This window comes from Cupriavidus sp. SZY C1, from assembly GCF_032190535.1.
Lineage (GTDB): Bacteria > Pseudomonadota > Gammaproteobacteria > Burkholderiales > Burkholderiaceae > Cupriavidus > Cupriavidus pauculus_C.
On record NZ_JAUANU010000009.1, the window covers coordinates 152,262 to 167,183 of the forward strand.

At 68.5% G+C, this 14,922-nt stretch carries 15 protein-coding genes; 5 read left to right on the top strand and 10 right to left on the bottom strand.

Annotated features, from left to right (window positions below):
* The first annotated feature begins 75 nt into the window (after positions 1–75).
* Complete coding sequence (locus tag QTN24_RS15855) at positions 76–1,152, top strand: NAD(P)/FAD-dependent oxidoreductase (protein ID WP_313838150.1); 1,077 nt, start codon at positions 76–78, stop codon at positions 1,150–1,152.
* Between the two features lie 66 nt (positions 1,153–1,218).
* Here QTN24_RS15855 and QTN24_RS15860 read toward each other — a convergent pair whose 3' ends face one another.
* The gene (locus tag QTN24_RS15860; RefSeq protein WP_124684747.1) at positions 1,219–2,112 is read right to left on the bottom strand and encodes an alpha/beta fold hydrolase; all 894 of its coding nucleotides are present in this window, start codon (positions 2,110–2,112) and stop codon (positions 1,219–1,221) included.
* Positions 2,113–2,266: 154 nt separating this feature from the next.
* Here QTN24_RS15860 and QTN24_RS15865 point away from each other — a divergent pair, with 154 nt between their 5' ends.
* The gene (locus QTN24_RS15865; RefSeq protein WP_313838151.1) at positions 2,267–4,003 is read left to right on the top strand and encodes an AMP-binding protein; all 1,737 of its coding nucleotides are present in this window, start codon (positions 2,267–2,269) and stop codon (positions 4,001–4,003) included.
* Here the strand turns inward: QTN24_RS15865 and QTN24_RS15870 are convergent.
* Positions 4,000–4,848, bottom strand: a complete 849-nt coding sequence (locus QTN24_RS15870; protein WP_313838153.1) for a ferritin-like domain-containing protein — start codon at positions 4,846–4,848, stop codon at positions 4,000–4,002. The genes QTN24_RS15865 and QTN24_RS15870 overlap by 4 nt on opposite strands.
* A gap of 117 nt (positions 4,849–4,965) precedes the next feature.
* On the opposite strand from QTN24_RS15870, the gene QTN24_RS15875 reads away from it, so the two are divergent.
* The 3 genes from QTN24_RS15875 to QTN24_RS15885 all read left to right on the top strand — a co-directional run bounded on the left by QTN24_RS15875 (position 4,966) and on the right by QTN24_RS15885 (position 7,085).
* Positions 4,966–5,490: a gamma carbonic anhydrase family protein gene (locus QTN24_RS15875; protein ID WP_124684750.1), complete on the top strand. Its 525-nt coding sequence runs from the start codon at positions 4,966–4,968 to the stop codon at positions 5,488–5,490.
* A 39-nt stretch (positions 5,491–5,529) separates the two neighbouring features.
* Entirely contained in the window at positions 5,530–6,534 is a 1,005-nt protein-coding gene (locus QTN24_RS15880; protein ID WP_313838155.1) for an Hsp33 family molecular chaperone HslO, read from the top strand.
* Positions 6,535–6,686: 152 nt separating this feature from the next.
* On the top strand, positions 6,687–7,085 hold the full coding sequence (locus tag QTN24_RS15885) for a hypothetical protein (protein WP_124684752.1): 399 nt from the start codon (positions 6,687–6,689) through the stop codon (positions 7,083–7,085).
* Positions 7,086–7,160: 75 nt separating this feature from the next.
* On the opposite strand, the gene ftsB is transcribed toward QTN24_RS15885, so the two are convergent.
* From ftsB to QTN24_RS15925, 8 genes are all read right to left on the bottom strand, one after another.
* On the bottom strand, positions 7,161–7,502 hold the full coding sequence (ftsB, locus tag QTN24_RS15890; protein WP_124684753.1) for a cell division protein FtsB: 342 nt from the start codon (positions 7,500–7,502) through the stop codon (positions 7,161–7,163).
* A 243-nt stretch (positions 7,503–7,745) separates the two neighbouring features.
* Positions 7,746–9,035, bottom strand: a complete 1,290-nt coding sequence (gene eno, locus QTN24_RS15895; protein WP_124684754.1) for a phosphopyruvate hydratase — start codon at positions 9,033–9,035, stop codon at positions 7,746–7,748.
* 63 nt (positions 9,036–9,098) lie between these two features.
* On the bottom strand, positions 9,099–9,389 hold the full coding sequence (locus QTN24_RS15900; protein ID WP_124684755.1) for a DUF1330 domain-containing protein: 291 nt from the start codon (positions 9,387–9,389) through the stop codon (positions 9,099–9,101).
* A 100-nt stretch (positions 9,390–9,489) separates the two neighbouring features.
* On the bottom strand, positions 9,490–10,359 hold the full coding sequence (kdsA, locus tag QTN24_RS15905; protein ID WP_313838157.1) for a 3-deoxy-8-phosphooctulonate synthase: 870 nt from the start codon (positions 10,357–10,359) through the stop codon (positions 9,490–9,492).
* Positions 10,360–10,386: 27 nt separating this feature from the next.
* Positions 10,387–12,039 carry a CTP synthase gene (locus QTN24_RS15910; protein WP_124684757.1) on the bottom strand — a complete coding sequence of 551 codons (1,653 nt, stop codon included), beginning with the start codon at positions 12,037–12,039 and terminating at the stop codon, positions 10,387–10,389.
* Between the two features lie 140 nt (positions 12,040–12,179).
* The gene (locus QTN24_RS15915; RefSeq protein WP_313838160.1) at positions 12,180–13,013 is read right to left on the bottom strand and encodes an alpha/beta hydrolase; all 834 of its coding nucleotides are present in this window, start codon (positions 13,011–13,013) and stop codon (positions 12,180–12,182) included.
* A 130-nt stretch (positions 13,014–13,143) separates the two neighbouring features.
* Positions 13,144–13,947 carry a peptidase gene (locus QTN24_RS15920; protein WP_313838162.1) on the bottom strand — a complete coding sequence of 268 codons (804 nt, stop codon included), beginning with the start codon at positions 13,945–13,947 and terminating at the stop codon, positions 13,144–13,146.
* Positions 13,948–14,081: 134 nt separating this feature from the next.
* Positions 14,082–14,906, bottom strand: coding sequence for a transglutaminase N-terminal domain-containing protein (locus QTN24_RS15925; protein WP_216643969.1), 825 nt, complete (start codon positions 14,904–14,906; stop codon positions 14,082–14,084).
* Between the last annotated feature and the right edge of the window lie 16 nt (positions 14,907–14,922).

Sequence of the window (14,922 nt, forward strand, 5' to 3'; positions counted from 1 at the left end):
GGCGTGTCCGGATTGCGGCAACCCGCGCGGTATGATGGGGGCCTTGTTGCAACCGCCTCGACCGCCTGTTCCCCCATGTCCTCCACGCCCAGCGCCCACGCCACCCCGACCCCGGAAACCATCCAGACCGACGTGCTGATCGTCGGCGCCGGCCCCGTGGGCCTGTTCGCGGCGTTCCAGGCCGGCGTGCTCGGGCTCAGGTGCGAGCTGATCGACGTGCTGGACCGCGCCGGCGGCCAGTGCACCGAGCTCTATCCCGAAAAGCCGATCTACGACATCCCGGCCGTGCCGGGCTGCCTGGCGCAGGAACTGGTGGACCGGCTGCTCGAACAATGCGCGCCGTTTGCCCAGCCCATGTATTTCGGACAGCGCGCGCAGTCGGTCAGCGACACCACGGGCGCCGACGGCCATCCGCGGCTGCTGGTGACAACCGACGGCGGCAAGCGGTTCGACGTGGCGGCGGTGCTGATCTGCGCCGGCGCCGGGGCCTTCGCGCCGCAGCGCGTGTCGCTGCCCGAGGCGGCGGCGCTGGAAGACCGCCACGTGCACTACGCCGTGCGCGACCTGTCGCGCTTTGCCGGCAAGCGCGTGATCGTGGCCGGCGGCGGCGATTCGGCACTGGACTGGGCGCTGGCCCTGCGCGGCGTGGCCGCGCGCGTCACGCTGCTGCACCGGCGCGAGGGCTTTCGCGCGGCGGACCACACCGTGGCCGCCATGCGCGCGGCCGTGGACGCCGGCGAGATGGATTTCGTCGTCGGCATGCTCGGCAGCCTGCAGACCGACGCGTCAGGCGCGCTGACCGAGGCCGGCATCAAGACCCGCGACGGCGACCACACGGTACCGGCCGACGAACTCGTGGCGCTGTACGGGCTGGTTTCCGAGCCCGGCCCCATCGCTCACTGGGACCTGGCCATGCGCGCCGGCCGCATCCAGATCGACGACACGACCACCTACGAAACGTCCCGCCGCGGCATCTTCGCGGCCGGCGACATCGCGGTCTATCCGAACAAGCAGAAACTGATTCTCTCCGGCTTCCACGAAGCCGCGCTGGCCCTGCGCAAGGCCTACCACTACGCCTTCCCCGACAAGGCGCTCGTGCACGTGCACACGAGCAACAACGCGGCGCTCAAGGAAAAGCTGACGCACGGGTGAGGGATTGGGTTCAGCTTCCCTCTCCCGCCGTGCGGGAAAGGGAAACAAACCTGGCGAAGATCGTACTTACGCCAGAAATTCCTCGATCAACCTCGCCACCACCGCTGGCTGGTCGTGGTGCAGCATGTGCCCGGCGTCGTCGACGAACACCTCGCGGAAGTCCGGGAAGGCGCGGAAGCGTTCCTTGAACTCCTCGATGCTCTGCTTGTGGGCGATATGGGCCAGCGTGGCCGAATCGCGCGCTTCCACGTGCAGCACCGGCGCGGTGACTCGGGCCCAGATCGCCATGATCTCGTCGATGCGGTACAGCGTGGGGTTGGTCATCTTGTGGGCTGCGTCGCCCAGGATTTCCCAGCGGCCCGCGTCGTTGCGGCGCGACCAGTGCGCGGCCAGGAACGCCGCGCGGTCGTCCGGCAGGCGCGGGTTGGTCTTCTGCAACCGCGCCGCCACGGCGGCCTCGCTCTCGTAGGTCTTCAGTTCCGGCGCCGTGCGCAGTTCGTCCAGCCAGCGTGCCAGCCGGCCCGGCGCCTGCTCGGGGCGGGTGCGCGTGAGGCCGAAGCCTTCCAGGTCCACCACGCGCCGCACCCGCTCGGGCCGCACGCCGGCGTAGATGCACACCACGTTGGCGCCCATGCTGTGGCCCACCAGGTCCACCTGCCCGTCGGGCTGGTAGTGGTCCAGCAGCGCCTCCAGGTCGGCCACGTAGTCGGGGAACCAGTACGAGCCGGTGCCCGGGTAGCGCGTGGGGTAGTCGGTCTCGCCAAACCCGCGCCAGTCCATCGCAATCACGTGCCAGTCGCGCGTGAAGGCGTCGACCAGGAACTGGAACGACGCGGCCACGTCCATCCAGCCGTGCAGCATGAACAGCTTGGGCGCCCCGGGTTGGCCCCAGTGGCGGACGTGCGTGCGCAGGCCGCGCAGCGTGATAAATTCGGAACGCGAAGTTTCCGTGATGGTCATGGTGTCTACCCTCTGTGCCCGGGTCTTCTGATGCGCGCGCAGCCTTGGCCACGCGGCGGCCCGGATAAAAATAGAACGATCGTTCGCTCGCCGGATTATAGCCAAACGGCTACGAAAGGCGCGCCGGACGATCGAGAACATTGGAGACAACCGCATGACCGCCCTGCCGGCCACGCGCCGTGACGACTATCACGCGCTGCATGACGCGTTCCACTGGAACGTGCCCGAGTTCTTCAACCTGGCCGAAGTCTGCTGCGGCCGCTGGGCGCGCGACCCCGCCACGGCCGACCGCATCGCCGTGTACACCGAGCACGAGGACGGGCGCCGCGCGGCATACCCCTACGCCCATATCCAGGCCGAGGCCAACCGGCTGTCGCGCGCGCTGCGCGAGCTGGGCGTCCAGCGCGGCGACCGCGTGGCCATCGTCATGCCCCAGCGCATCGAGACCGTGATCGCCGGCATGGCCGTGTACCAGCTTGGCGCCATCGCCATGCCGCTGTCGATGCTGTTCGGCCCGGAGGCGCTGTCCTACCGGATCGACCACAGCGAGACGCGCGTGGCCATTGCCGACGAGACGTCGATCGACAACCTGCTGGCCGCCCGCCCCGACTGCCCGACGCTGCAGACCATCATCGGCGTGGGCGACGCCACCGGGCGCGGCGACCTGGACTGGGATGCGCTGCTGGCCGCGCAACTGCCCGCCTTCACGGCCGAGCAGACCAAGGCCGACGAAGCCGCGGTGCTGATCTACACCAGCGGCACCACCGGGCCGCCCAAGGGGGCGCTGATCCCGCACCGCGCGCTGATCGGCAACCTGACCGGCTTTGTCTGCTCGCAGAACTGGTATCCGCAGGACGACGACGTGTTCTGGAGCCCCGCCGACTGGGCCTGGACCGGCGGCCTGTGGGATGCGCTGATGCCGGCGCTCTACTTCGGCCGGCCCATCGTCGGCTACCAGGGCCGGTTTTCGGCCGAGCGCGCGTTCGAGCTGCTGGCGCGGTACGGCGTGACCAACACGTTCCTGTTTCCCACGGCGCTCAAGCAGATGATGAAGGCGTGCCCGGCGCCTTCGGAAAAATACGATCTCAAGCTGCGCGCAATCATGAGCGCCGGCGAGGCCGTGGGCGAAACCGTGTTCTCGTGGTGCCGCGACGCGCTCGGCGTGATCGTCAACGAGATGTTCGGCCAGACCGAGATCAACTACATCGTGGGCAACTGCACGGCGCAGTACGACGACGACCGGCTCGGCTGGCCGGCGCGGCCGGGATCGATGGGGCGCCCCTACCCCGGCCACCGCGTGGCCGTGATCGACGAGGACGGCCGGCCCTGCCCGCCCGGCGAGGACGGCGAGGTGGCGGTCTGCGCCACCGACATCCACGGCCATCCGGACCCGGTCTTCTTCCTGGGCTACTGGAAGAACGAGGCCGCCACGGCCGGCAAGTATTCGGAATACGACGGGCTGCGCTGGTGCCGCACGGGCGACCTGGCGCGCATCGACGCCGACGGCTACCTCTGGTACCAGGGCCGCGCCGACGACGTGTTCAAGTCGTCGGGCTACCGCATCGGCCCCAGCGAGATCGAGAACTGCCTGCTCAAGCATCCGGCCGTATCGAACTGCGCCGTGGTGCCGTCGCCGGACCCGGAGCGCGGTGCCATCGTCAAGGCGTTCATCGTGCTGACGCCGGCCGTGGCGCGGTCGTTCGACAACGACGCGGCGCTGGTGGCCGAGCTGCAGCAGCACGTGCGCGGCCAGCTGGCGCCGTACGAGTACCCCAAGGCCATCGAGTTCATCGACCAGTTGCCGATGACCACCACCGGCAAGATCCAGCGCCGCGTGCTGCGGCTGATGGAGCAGGAGCGCGCGCAGCAGGCCGCGCAGCGCGCCGGCTAGCCGGCCGAGGCTTCGAGCCAGGCCAGTTCGGCGTCGTCGAACCCGGCCGCGCGCCGGGCGTCGAGATTGAACGGGCCGCGCAGCTTGGGCGCCTGGTACTGCTCGGCCAGCCGCGCGTAGGTGGCTACCGGCTCCAGCCCGCGCCCGGCGCAGAGCCAGCGGTACCAGCGGTTGCCGATGGCGACGTGGCCCACTTCGTCGCGCAGGATGATGTCGATGATCGCGGCCGCGGCGGCGTCGCCCGCTTCGGCCAGCTTGGCACGCACCGGCGGCGAGGCATCGAGCCCGCGCGCCTCCAGCGTGCGCGGCACCAGCGCCATGCGCGCGAGCACGTCGCCGGACGTCTTGTCGGTCATCTCCCAGAGGCTGTTGTGCGCCGGAAAGTCGCCATAGGTGGCGCCCAGCGTCTCCAGGTGGTCGGCCAGCAGCGTGAAGTGGTACGCCTCCTCGTCGGCCACGCGCAGCCAGTCGCGGTAGTAGTCGGGCGGCATGCCCGCGAAGCGCCAGACGGCGTCCAGCGCGAGGTTGATGGCATTGAACTCGATGTGGCACAGCGCGTGGATCATGTTCGCGCGGCCCGCCGTGGTGTGGATGGACCGGCGGCGCTCCACGCGCATCGGCGGCACCAGCTCCGGGCGCGCCGGCCGGCCGGGCACGGCACCGGGCGCCGCCACGAGGACTTCATCGGGATCGACTATGGTGTCCTGGCCGGCCTGCAGCCGGGCGTACAGCGCCCGCGCGGCGGCGGCCTTGGCGCGGGCATCGGTCATGCACAGCACGTCCAGCGCCTGCCGGCGTGCGGAATGTGGCGCTTCAGCGATGTCGGCGGGTGCGATCACTGGCATAGGCGTAAAATTCGGGAAGCCGCCATTGTAGAGCTTCGCCGGCACCGGTCCGGCCCCCATCGGGCTCTTTTAATCGGGGCGGCCATCCCCAATTACGCACATTCAGCAGGAGACCCCATGGCGCTTTACCAGCTCGGCGATATCGCCCCGTCCATTCACGAGGATGCCTATGTGGCGGCCGAGGCCACCATCATCGGCAACGTGACGCTCAAGGCGCGTGCCAGTGCCTGGCCGGGCGTGGTGATCCGCGGCGACAACGAGCCGATCGTCGTGGGCGAGGACACCAACATCCAGGAAGGCTCTGTGCTGCACACCGATCCGGGCCGGCCGCTGACGCTGGGCGACAAGGTGTCCGTGGGCCACCAGGCCATGCTGCACGGCTGCACCGTCGGCGAGGGCTCGCTGATCGGCATCCAGGCCGTGGTGCTGAACGGCGCCGTGATCGGCAAGGAATGCCTGGTCGGCGCCGGCGCGGTGATCACCGAGAACAAGGTGTTCCCGGACCGGTCGCTGATCCTGGGCGCGCCCGCCAAGGTGGTGCGCGAACTGACCGACGACGACGTGGCCAACCTGTACCGCAACGCCGAGACGTATGCCCGGCGCCAGGCCGTCTACAAGACACAACTGAAGCGGATCGGCTGACCCCCGCCGACCGCCACTTTCAACCGACAGACCAGAACCGTGACCGCTTCCCAGAATCCCGATACGCTCCAGAAATTCCTGTTCGACGCCGCCCCCGTGCGTGGCGAACTGGTCCGCATGGAGGCCTCGTGGCAAGAGGTATTGAACCGCCACGCCTACCCGCTGCCCGTGCGGCGCGTGCTGGGCGAGATGATGGCGGCCGCGGCGCTGCTGTCGGCCAACCTGAAGTTCAACGGCGCGCTGGTCATGCAGTTGCACGGCGACGGCCCGGTGCGGATGCTGGTGGTGGAATGCCTGTCCGACCTGTCGCTGCGCGCCGCGGCCAAGCTGGCCGAGGGCGCCGAGGTGCCCGACGACGCCACGCTCAAGCAGCTTGTGAACGTGCACGGCAAGGGCCGCTTCGCCATCACGCTGGACCCGCAGGACAAGCTGCCGGGCCAGCAGCCGTACCAGGGCATCGTGCCGCTGGCCGACGAGCACGGCCCGCTGGCGACGATGACCGAGGTGCTGGAGCACTACATGAAGGCGTCCGAACAGCTCGACACGCGCCTGTGGCTGGCTTCGAACGACCAGGTAGCGGCCGGCATGCTGCTGCAGAAGCTGCCCGCCTATGGCGGCACGGCCGGCGCGGGCATCGGCGAGACCGGCAGCGCGCTGACCGACGAAGGCCAGCCGCAGGACCTGGACACCTGGGACCGCGCCTGCCAGCTTGGCGCCACGCTCAAGGAAGACGAACTGCTGGCCGAATCGCCCGAAACGCTGCTGCGCCGCCTGTTCTGGGAAGAACTGCAGAACGCCGGCCTGCGCGTGTTCGAGCCGATGACGCCGCACTTCGCCTGCTCGTGCTCGCGCGACAAGGTGGCCGGCATGCTGCAGACGCTGGGCCAGGACGAGATCGAAGGCATCATCGCCGAGCGCGGCGAGGTGGAAATCCACTGCGACTTCTGCGGCCAGCGCTATGCGTTCGACCCGGTGGACGCGGCACAACTGTTCACGTCGCCGGTGGCAACCGGTGCCGGCGACGGGGCGAAGCAGCAGCATTGACCTGGCCGGCGCCGTTTCCGCAATGCGGCAGACCGGCGCCCACCATCGGCCAGGCAGGCGCACCGTACGGAACCACACACCCGGTCCGCCGGGTCCAATGGCATGCTTGGCGATGGCAGGCCCGCTTTTCCGGCCGCCGAACGGAGTCCGACATGACTGCGATCTTTCCTTCCCTGCTGGCCGTGGCCGTCGGCGCGGCCGTGCTGGCCGGCTGCGCGGCGCCGGTGCCGCGCGATGTGAACGGCGTGCCCGCCACGGCGCGCCTGGCGCCGGGGTCCACCCCGCCCGCCCCGCTCAACGACGCCGAGCGCGAGCGGCTGGCCACGCTGAACCAGCAGATCCTGCGCGAGCAGGCCGCCGTGATGGCCAGCGAGCAGCAGGCTGCGGCATGGAGCCGCGCGGCGTACGCCTACCCGAACACGAGCATGAGTCTCTACTACGGTGGATGGGGCGGGGGCGGATGGGGGAGCGGCTGGGGCGCCGGCGTCGGATTCAGCACACCGGGCTACGGCGGCTACGGCTGGGGCGGCTACCCGTACGGCTGGTGGTAACCGGCGTACCGGTTTGATGGAGGAGGCGGGGCCGGCAGCGGTCCGCCAGCCAGGTAGCTCTGGTGGCCCTGGTGGCTAGTGGCCGCCGCGTCCGGCGACGGAATTCGCGGGCGGCGGCAGCGGCGGCGTGGCGCTGACCTTCGGCGCCGGGGCGACGAACTGGACGAACACCTCGTCGTCCTTGACCATGCCGAGTTCGTAGCGGGCCCGTTCCTCGATGGCGCCGGTGCCGTCCTGCAGGTCCTTCACTTCCCCTTCCAGCTTGGCGTTGCGCAGCTTCAGGCCCTGGTTGTGCGTGGCCTGCTCGGTCACCTGGCGGTTCAGGTCCCAGACGCGCAGCCAGCCGCCCTTGCCCAGCCAGAGCGGGTACTGAATGGCCAGCAACAGCACGAACAGCAGCAGGGAAATCAGGCGCATCGGAGCAAAAGCCGCGAGGGAAAGGGCGTGTCAGGGCGTGTCGGACGTTTCCGATGGGCACCAATGATCCATCAAGCGGCCGAAGATTGCAAAACAAAAGACGCTACAAAGCGCAACAACGGTGCGCCGGCCGTCCGCCATCGGCACAATCGCCACAGCTTCGATGAAAAAAACGCCGCGCCGGCAATCCGGCAGCGGCGTTTTTCATGCGTGCGGGCGGCCAGGCCACCCGCGCGCCGGGGCTTAGCGCAGGTTGTAGAACGCGCTCTTGCCCGGGTACGTGGCGATGTCGCCCAGGTCTTCCTCGATGCGGATCAGCTGGTTGTACTTGGCGATCCGGTCCGAGCGCGACAGCGAGCCGGTCTTGATCTGGCCAGCGTTGGTGCCCACGGCGATGTCGGCGATGGTGCTGTCCTCGGTCTCGCCCGAGCGGTGCGAGATCACGGCGGTGTAGCCGGCGCGCTTGGCCATCTCGATGGCGGCGAACGTCTCGGTCAGCGTGCCGATCTGGTTGATCTTGATCAGGATCGAGTTGCCGATGCCCTTCTCGATGCCTTCCTTCAGGATCTTGGTGTTGGTCACGAACAGGTCGTCACCCACCAGCTGCACGCGCTTGCCGAGCTTGTCGGTCAGCGTCTTCCAGCCTTCCCAGTCGCCCTCGGCCATGCCGTCCTCGATCGACACGATCGGGAACTTGTCGCACAGGTTGGCCAGGTAGTCGGCAAACTGCGTCGACGACAGCTTCAGGCCCTCGCCTTCCAGCGCGTAGGCGTCCTCGGCCTCGTGGTAGAACTCGCTCGCGGCGCAGTCCAGCGCCAGCAGCACGTCCTCGCCTGCCTTGTAGCCGGCCTTCTCGATGGCCTGGACGATCGTGTTCAGGCATTCCTCGTTCGACGAGAAGTTCGGCGCGAAGCCGCCTTCGTCGCCCACGGCCGTGGACATGCCCTTGTCGGCCAGGATCTTCTTGAGCGCGTGGAACACCTCGGCGCCGCAACGCAGGGCTTCGCGGAAGCTGGTCTGCGACACGGGCATGATCATGAATTCCTGGATGTCCAGGCTGTTGTTGGCGTGCGCGCCGCCGTTGACGATGTTCATCATCGGCACCGGCATCTGCATGGCGCCCGAACCGCCGAAGTAGCGGTACAGCGGCAGGCCGGCCTCTTCGGCGGCGGCCTTGGCCACGGCCATCGACACGGCCAGCATGGCGTTGGCGCCCAGGCGGCCCTTGTTCTCGGTGCCGTCCAGCTCGATCAGCGTGCGGTCCAGGAACGCCTGCTCGGACGCGTCCAGGCCCATGATGGCTTCGGAGATTTCGGTGTTGATGTGCTCGACGGCCTTCAGCACGCCCTTGCCCAGGTAGCGCGACTTGTCGCCGTCACGCAGTTCGATAGCTTCACGCGAGCCCGTCGATGCGCCCGACGGCACGGCCGCGCGGCCCATCACGCCCGACTCCAGCAGCACGTCGCACTCGACCGTGGGATTGCCGCGCGAGTCCAGCACCTCGCGACCGATGATATCTACGATTGCACTCATATTTCCTCTCAGGACTGTTGAATCTTCGTGAATCTTCTACGTGCAAGATGACGGGTGGAAGTCTCAGGCGCCTTCCACGACGATCATGTTCATCTTTGCCGCGTGCTCGCGGGAGCGGCGCGCCGCCAGGTATTCCTCGCTGTCGTAGAAAGCCTTGGCGGCCTCGTAGCTCTGGAACTTCAGCACGACCACGCGCGTCGGCGCCCAATCCCCCTCCAGCGGCTCGGTCCGGCCGCCGCGCACCAGCACCTCCGCGCCGTGCGCCTGCATGGCGCGCGTGGAAAGCACCTTGTATTGCTCGTACTGCTGGGGGTCGGTCACGTCGACGTACGCGATGATAAGGCCGGCGGCCATACGCTATCTCCGAATCTTTTGTATTGTCTTTCGATACCGGCGCGTCGCCGGAAGCGACACCGCCCGCGGCGGGCGCGGGCGGCGGGTACTGCAGGCTGGGTCAGGCGCAGGTCGGCCAGCCGAAGTTGTCTTCCAGGAAGCCGGCGCGCTTGACCAGGGTGTCCAGGTCCTTCAGCACGGCCAGCAGTTCCTTCATCCGCGACAGCGGCACCGCGTTCGGACCGTCCGACATCGCCTTGCTCGGGTCCGGATGGGTCTCCATGAACAGGCCCGCCACGCCGGTGGCCACGGCTGCCCGCGACAACACCGGCACGAACTCGCGCTGGCCGCCCGAGCTGGTGCCCTGGCCGCCCGGCAACTGCACCGAGTGGGTCGCGTCGAACACCACCGGGGCGCCGGTCTCGCGCATGATCGCCAGCGAGCGCATGTCCGAGACCAGGTTGTTGTAGCCGAACGAGACCCCGCGCTCGCACGCCATGAACACGTCGTCGGCCAGGCCGGCTTCGCGCGCGGCGTCGCGGGCCTTGTCGATCACGTTCTTCATGTCGTGGGGCGCCAGGAACTGGCCCTTCTTGATGTTCACCGGCCGGCCGCTCTGCGCGCAGGCGCGGATGAAATCGGTCTGGCGGCACAGGAAGGCCGGCGTCTGCAGCACGTCCACCACGGCCGCGACGGGCTTGATCTCGTCGATCTCGTGGATGTCCGTCAGCACCGGCACGCCAATCTCGCGCTTGACCGTGGCCAGGATCTCCAGGCCCTTCTCCATGCCCAGGCCGCGGAACGACTTGCCCGACGACCGGTTGGCCTTGTCGAACGACGACTTGTAGATGAACGGGATGCCCAGTTCGGCCGTGATGGCCTTCAACTGGCCGGCCGTGTCGAGTGCCATTTGCTCGGACTCGATGACACAGGGGCCGGCGATCAGGAAGAACGGCTTGTCGAGGCCGACATCGAATCCGCACAGTTTCATGGCTTCTCTCTCCTTCGTCGCGCGGCGTCAGGCGCCCTTGCGTTGCTGCGCGGCCAGCGCGGCTTCCACGTACGCCTTGAACAGCGGGTGGCCGTCGCGCGGCGTCGAGGTGAATTCCGGGTGGAACTGGACGCCGACGAACCACGGGTGCATCGACGCCGGCAGCTCCATCATTTCCGGCAGGTTCTCGGTGGGGGTACGCGCCGAGATCACCATGCCGGCCGCTTCCAGCTGCGGCACATAGTGGTTGTTCACCTCGTAGCGGTGGCGGTGGCGCTCGTTGACCTCCGCGCCGTAGATCTGCGCGGCCTTGGTGCCGGCCTGCACCGGCACGCGCTGGGCGCCCAGGCGCATCGTGCCGCCCAGGTCGGACTCGGCCGAACGCTGCTCGACCTTGCCTTCGCGGTCCACCCACTCGGTGATCAGCGCCACCACGGGGTGCTCGGTCTCCAGGTTGAACTCGGTCGAGTTGGCATCGGCCATGCTAGCCACGTGGCGGGCAAACTCGATCACGGCCAGTTGCATGCCCAGGCAGATGCCCAGGTAAGGCACCTTGTTCTCGCGGGCATACTGGATCGCGCGGATCTTGCCTTCCGTGCCGCGCTTGCCGAAGCCGCCCGGCACCAGGATGGCGTCCAGCGGCTGCAGCACTTCCAGGTGGCCCGATTCCAGTTCCTCGGAATCGATGTATTCGATATTGACGCGCGTGGCCGTGTGCATGCCCGCGTGGCGCAGGGCCTCGATCAGCGACTTGTACGACTCGGTCAGGTCGACGTACTTGCCGACCATGCCGATCTTGATCTCGTGCTCGGGGTTTTCCTGCGCGTTGACCAGCTTCTGCCACATCGACAGGTCGGCCGGCTTCGGGTCCAGGCGCAGTTCCTCGCAGATCAGGCGGTCCAGCCCCTGCTCGTTGAGCATCTGCGGGATCTTGTAGATGCTGTCGGCATCCCACACCGAGATCACGGCGTCCTGCGGAATGTTGGCGAACAGCGAGATCTTGGCGCGCTCGTCGTCCGGGATCGGGCGGTCGGCGCGGCACAGCAGCGCCGTGGGCGAGATACCGATCTCGCGCAGCTTCTGCACCGAGTGCTGGGTCGGCTTGGTCTTCAGCTCGCCCGCGCTGGCGATGAACGGCACCAGCGTCAGGTGCACGAACGCGCAGTGGTTACGGCCCAGGCGCAGGCTCATCTGGCGCGCGGCCTCCAGGAACGGCAGCGACTCGATGTCACCGACCGTGCCGCCGATTTCCACCAGCGCCACGTCGGCCTTGCCGTCGTGCGAAGCGGCCGCGCCGCGTTCCACGAACGCCTGGATCTCGTTGGTGATGTGGGGAATGACCTGCACGGTCTTGCCCAGGTATTCGCCGCGGCGCTCCTTGCGGATCACCGACTCGTAGATCTGGCCCGTCGTGAAGTTGTTCGACTTGCGCATCTTGGCCGACACGAAGCGTTCGTAGTGGCCAAGGTCCAGGTCGGTTTCAGCGCCATCCTCGGTCACGAACACCTCGCCATGCTGGAAGGGGCTCATCGTGCCGGGGTCGACGTTGATGTAGGGATCGAGCTTGAGGAGGGTGACTTTGAGGCCGCGCGACTCGAGAATGGCCGCGAGCGAAGCAGCAGCGATGCCCTTGCCGAGAGAAGAGACGACGCCACCGGTGACGAAGACGAATTTGGTCATAAACCGAGCTTGCCGGGGAAATCGGGATTATACATGAGAGCCCGAGCGCCGCCGACCCGGAATTTGTGACAACAGGGTGTCCCGGGGCCCCTGCCCGGCCGCCTGCGGCGCATGCGCCGCCCGGCCGCGCCGCGCCGCCGTCAGCGCCCGGCCTGCCCTTCGGCCTGGCGCATTCCGCCAATCAGGTCGCGCACCACGCCGGCCGTCTCCAGCGGGCGTTCCATCGGATAAAGATGGCCGCCTTCGACAAAGCGCAGGCGCTCGCCGACGAGCCTGCGCGTGGCGCCCAGCCCCACCTGCCGCACCTCGCGCGAACGCGTGCCGGCGACAAAGCCCACCGGCACCGGCGCGCCTTCCGCCACGCGGCGGCCCAGGCTGGTCGGCAGCGTGCGGTAGATCCGGTATTCGACGTCGCGGTCGAAGCGCAGGCGCCGTTCGGCGGCGCGGCCGGTGGGCTCGGTGCCGTGTTCGGCATAGTCGCGCAGCACGTCGGGGTCCCAGACCTGGAAGTTGCGCTTGGCCTGGAAGTGAGTCCAGACCGATTCGGCATCGGGCCAGTGCGTGCGGCGCTTTTTCGTCACCGCCGCCGGGCTGGGTTTCTCGTCCAGCCCCAGCACCTGCGACGCCCGCAGCAGCGACGCCCGCCAGCCGGCGATGATCGGCGAATCGAGCATGACCACGCCGCGCACATGCCGGGGATCGCGCAGTGCCGCCATCAGCGACAGAAAGCCGCCCAGCGAATGGCCGACCAGCCAGACCTTGCGCGGATCGTCGCCGCCGCGACGGGCCTGCGCCATCTCGCGCAACAGTTCCTCGACGAGGTTCGGCCATTCGCGCGTGACCGGCAGGCGCGGGTCGTGGCCGTAGCGCTCGACCGCGCGGATCTCGAATTCATCTTCGAGCGCGCCGAACAGCTTGCGGTAGGTCGGCACGGGGAAGCCGTTGGCATGGGAGAACAGCAGGAGGTCGCGCATGGGGGCGATGGCGTCGGGAAGATAAGGATCGCCGCAGAGTGTAATGCCGCGCCCGCGCCGTTCGGGGCCCCCGCCCCGTCCGGCGCGTAGGGGAATCCTTCTACCCGCCGGGCGTCGGCCGCCGGCCGCCCTACCGCTCGCGGCGCGCGCGCACCGGCTGGCCCCAGCGGTCCACGTCATCGCGGGCCAGCGGAAATTCGGCCGGCTGGGTGGCGTCCCACTCGGGGTTGCTGATTTCGCCAAAGACCTGCCGCAGGCGATGGCCCCAGGTGTCGCGGATCATCCGGAAGTAGGCGTTCTTCTCGTCGATGTTGACAAAGCGCGTCACGCGCAGCGAATCGGTCTCGTAGACCAGCAGGTCCAGCGGCAGGCCCACCGAGATATTCGACTTCAGCGTCGAATCCATCGAGATCAGCGCGCACTTGGCGCCCTCGCCCAGCGGCAGCGACGGCGACACCACGCGGTCGACGATCGGCTTGCCGTACTTGGCCTCGCCAATCTGGAAATAGCAGGTCTCGGGCGTGGCCTCGACGAAGTTGCCCGCCGCGTAGATGTTGAACAGCCGGTGGCGCTCGCCACGGATCTGGCCGCCAAAGATCATGCTGACGTTGAAGTCGATGCCGGCCTCGCGCAGCGCGTGGGCGTCGCGCTTGTGCACGGCGCGCACGGCGTCGCCGACGATGGAGGCGGCCTCGAACATATCGCGGGCCGTCCAGAGCGACCGATTCTCGTCGCGCGCCTCGGCCAGCAACTGGCGCACCGACTGGCTGATGGCCAGGTTGCCGGCCGTCATCAGCACCAGCACGCGGTCGCCCGGTTCCTCGAAGACGGTCATCTTGCGGGCCGTGGAAATGGCGTCCACGCCGGCGTTGGTGCGGGAATCGGACAGGAATACCAGGCCGGCATCGAGCCGCATGGCTACGCAATACGTCATGAGTATCAATGGTTGGCGACGGCAAGCTTGCATTCTAGCCGGTCGCGGAAATGGGGAAGCCCTAGGGGTCAAGCGTTTGAACGGCGCGCGGACATTCTGCCCGGCGCCCGCCCCCGGAGCGGGCGGAACAACCGTCAGGAAACGGGCGTGATCGAGATATCGACTTCCAGCGTCTCGCCGGCGCCGCCTTCCAGGATGCCCCGGATCGGTGCGGCCGACGCGTAGTCGCGCCCCACGGCAAGCCGCACATGGCGCGCGTCCGTCACACAACGGTGCGTGACGTCGATGCTGCACCACAGGCCCTGCGCCGCGTCCAGGCAGACGTCGGCCCAGGCGTGGCTGGCCAGCGCCGTGGCGGCCGGGTCGTAGAAGTAACCGCTGACATAGCGCGCCGGGATGCCGAGCGCCCGGCAGGCCGCCACCATCACCTGGGCCTGGTCCTGGCAGACGCCGCTGCCTTCGCGGAACGCCTCGGCGGCCGACGTGCCGACATGGGTCGTATTGGCCTGGTAGCGCACCCGGTCGGCAATGCCGCCGGCCAGTGCCACCAGCGCCGGGGCGTCGTGGCCGGCCGCCAGGTACGGTGCGGCGAACGCGCGCATGTCGGCCGGCGCCTCGGTCAGTGGCGTGCCGGCCATGAAGTAGAGCGGCGACACGCGCGACTCGCCAGGCACAGGCACATCGACGAATGCGCGGTGGTCGCCACCTTCGCCCGCCGTCACCTCCACCTCGCCCGACGCCGCGATGGCGATCGTATGGGCCGGGCCCGTCATCGTGAAGTTGTGGACGATGTTGCCAAAGCCGTCGCGCGCCTCGGACAGGTTGCCCGGCGCCGAAAGCTGCCACGTCTCGACCGACTGCAGCGGCCCCGAACGCGGCGCCAGCCGCAGCTCATGCACGCTGCGGCGGACCGCTTCGGTGTATCGGTAGACGGTGTTGTGGTGGATCTTGTATTTCACGTTGCGTATCGCGCAC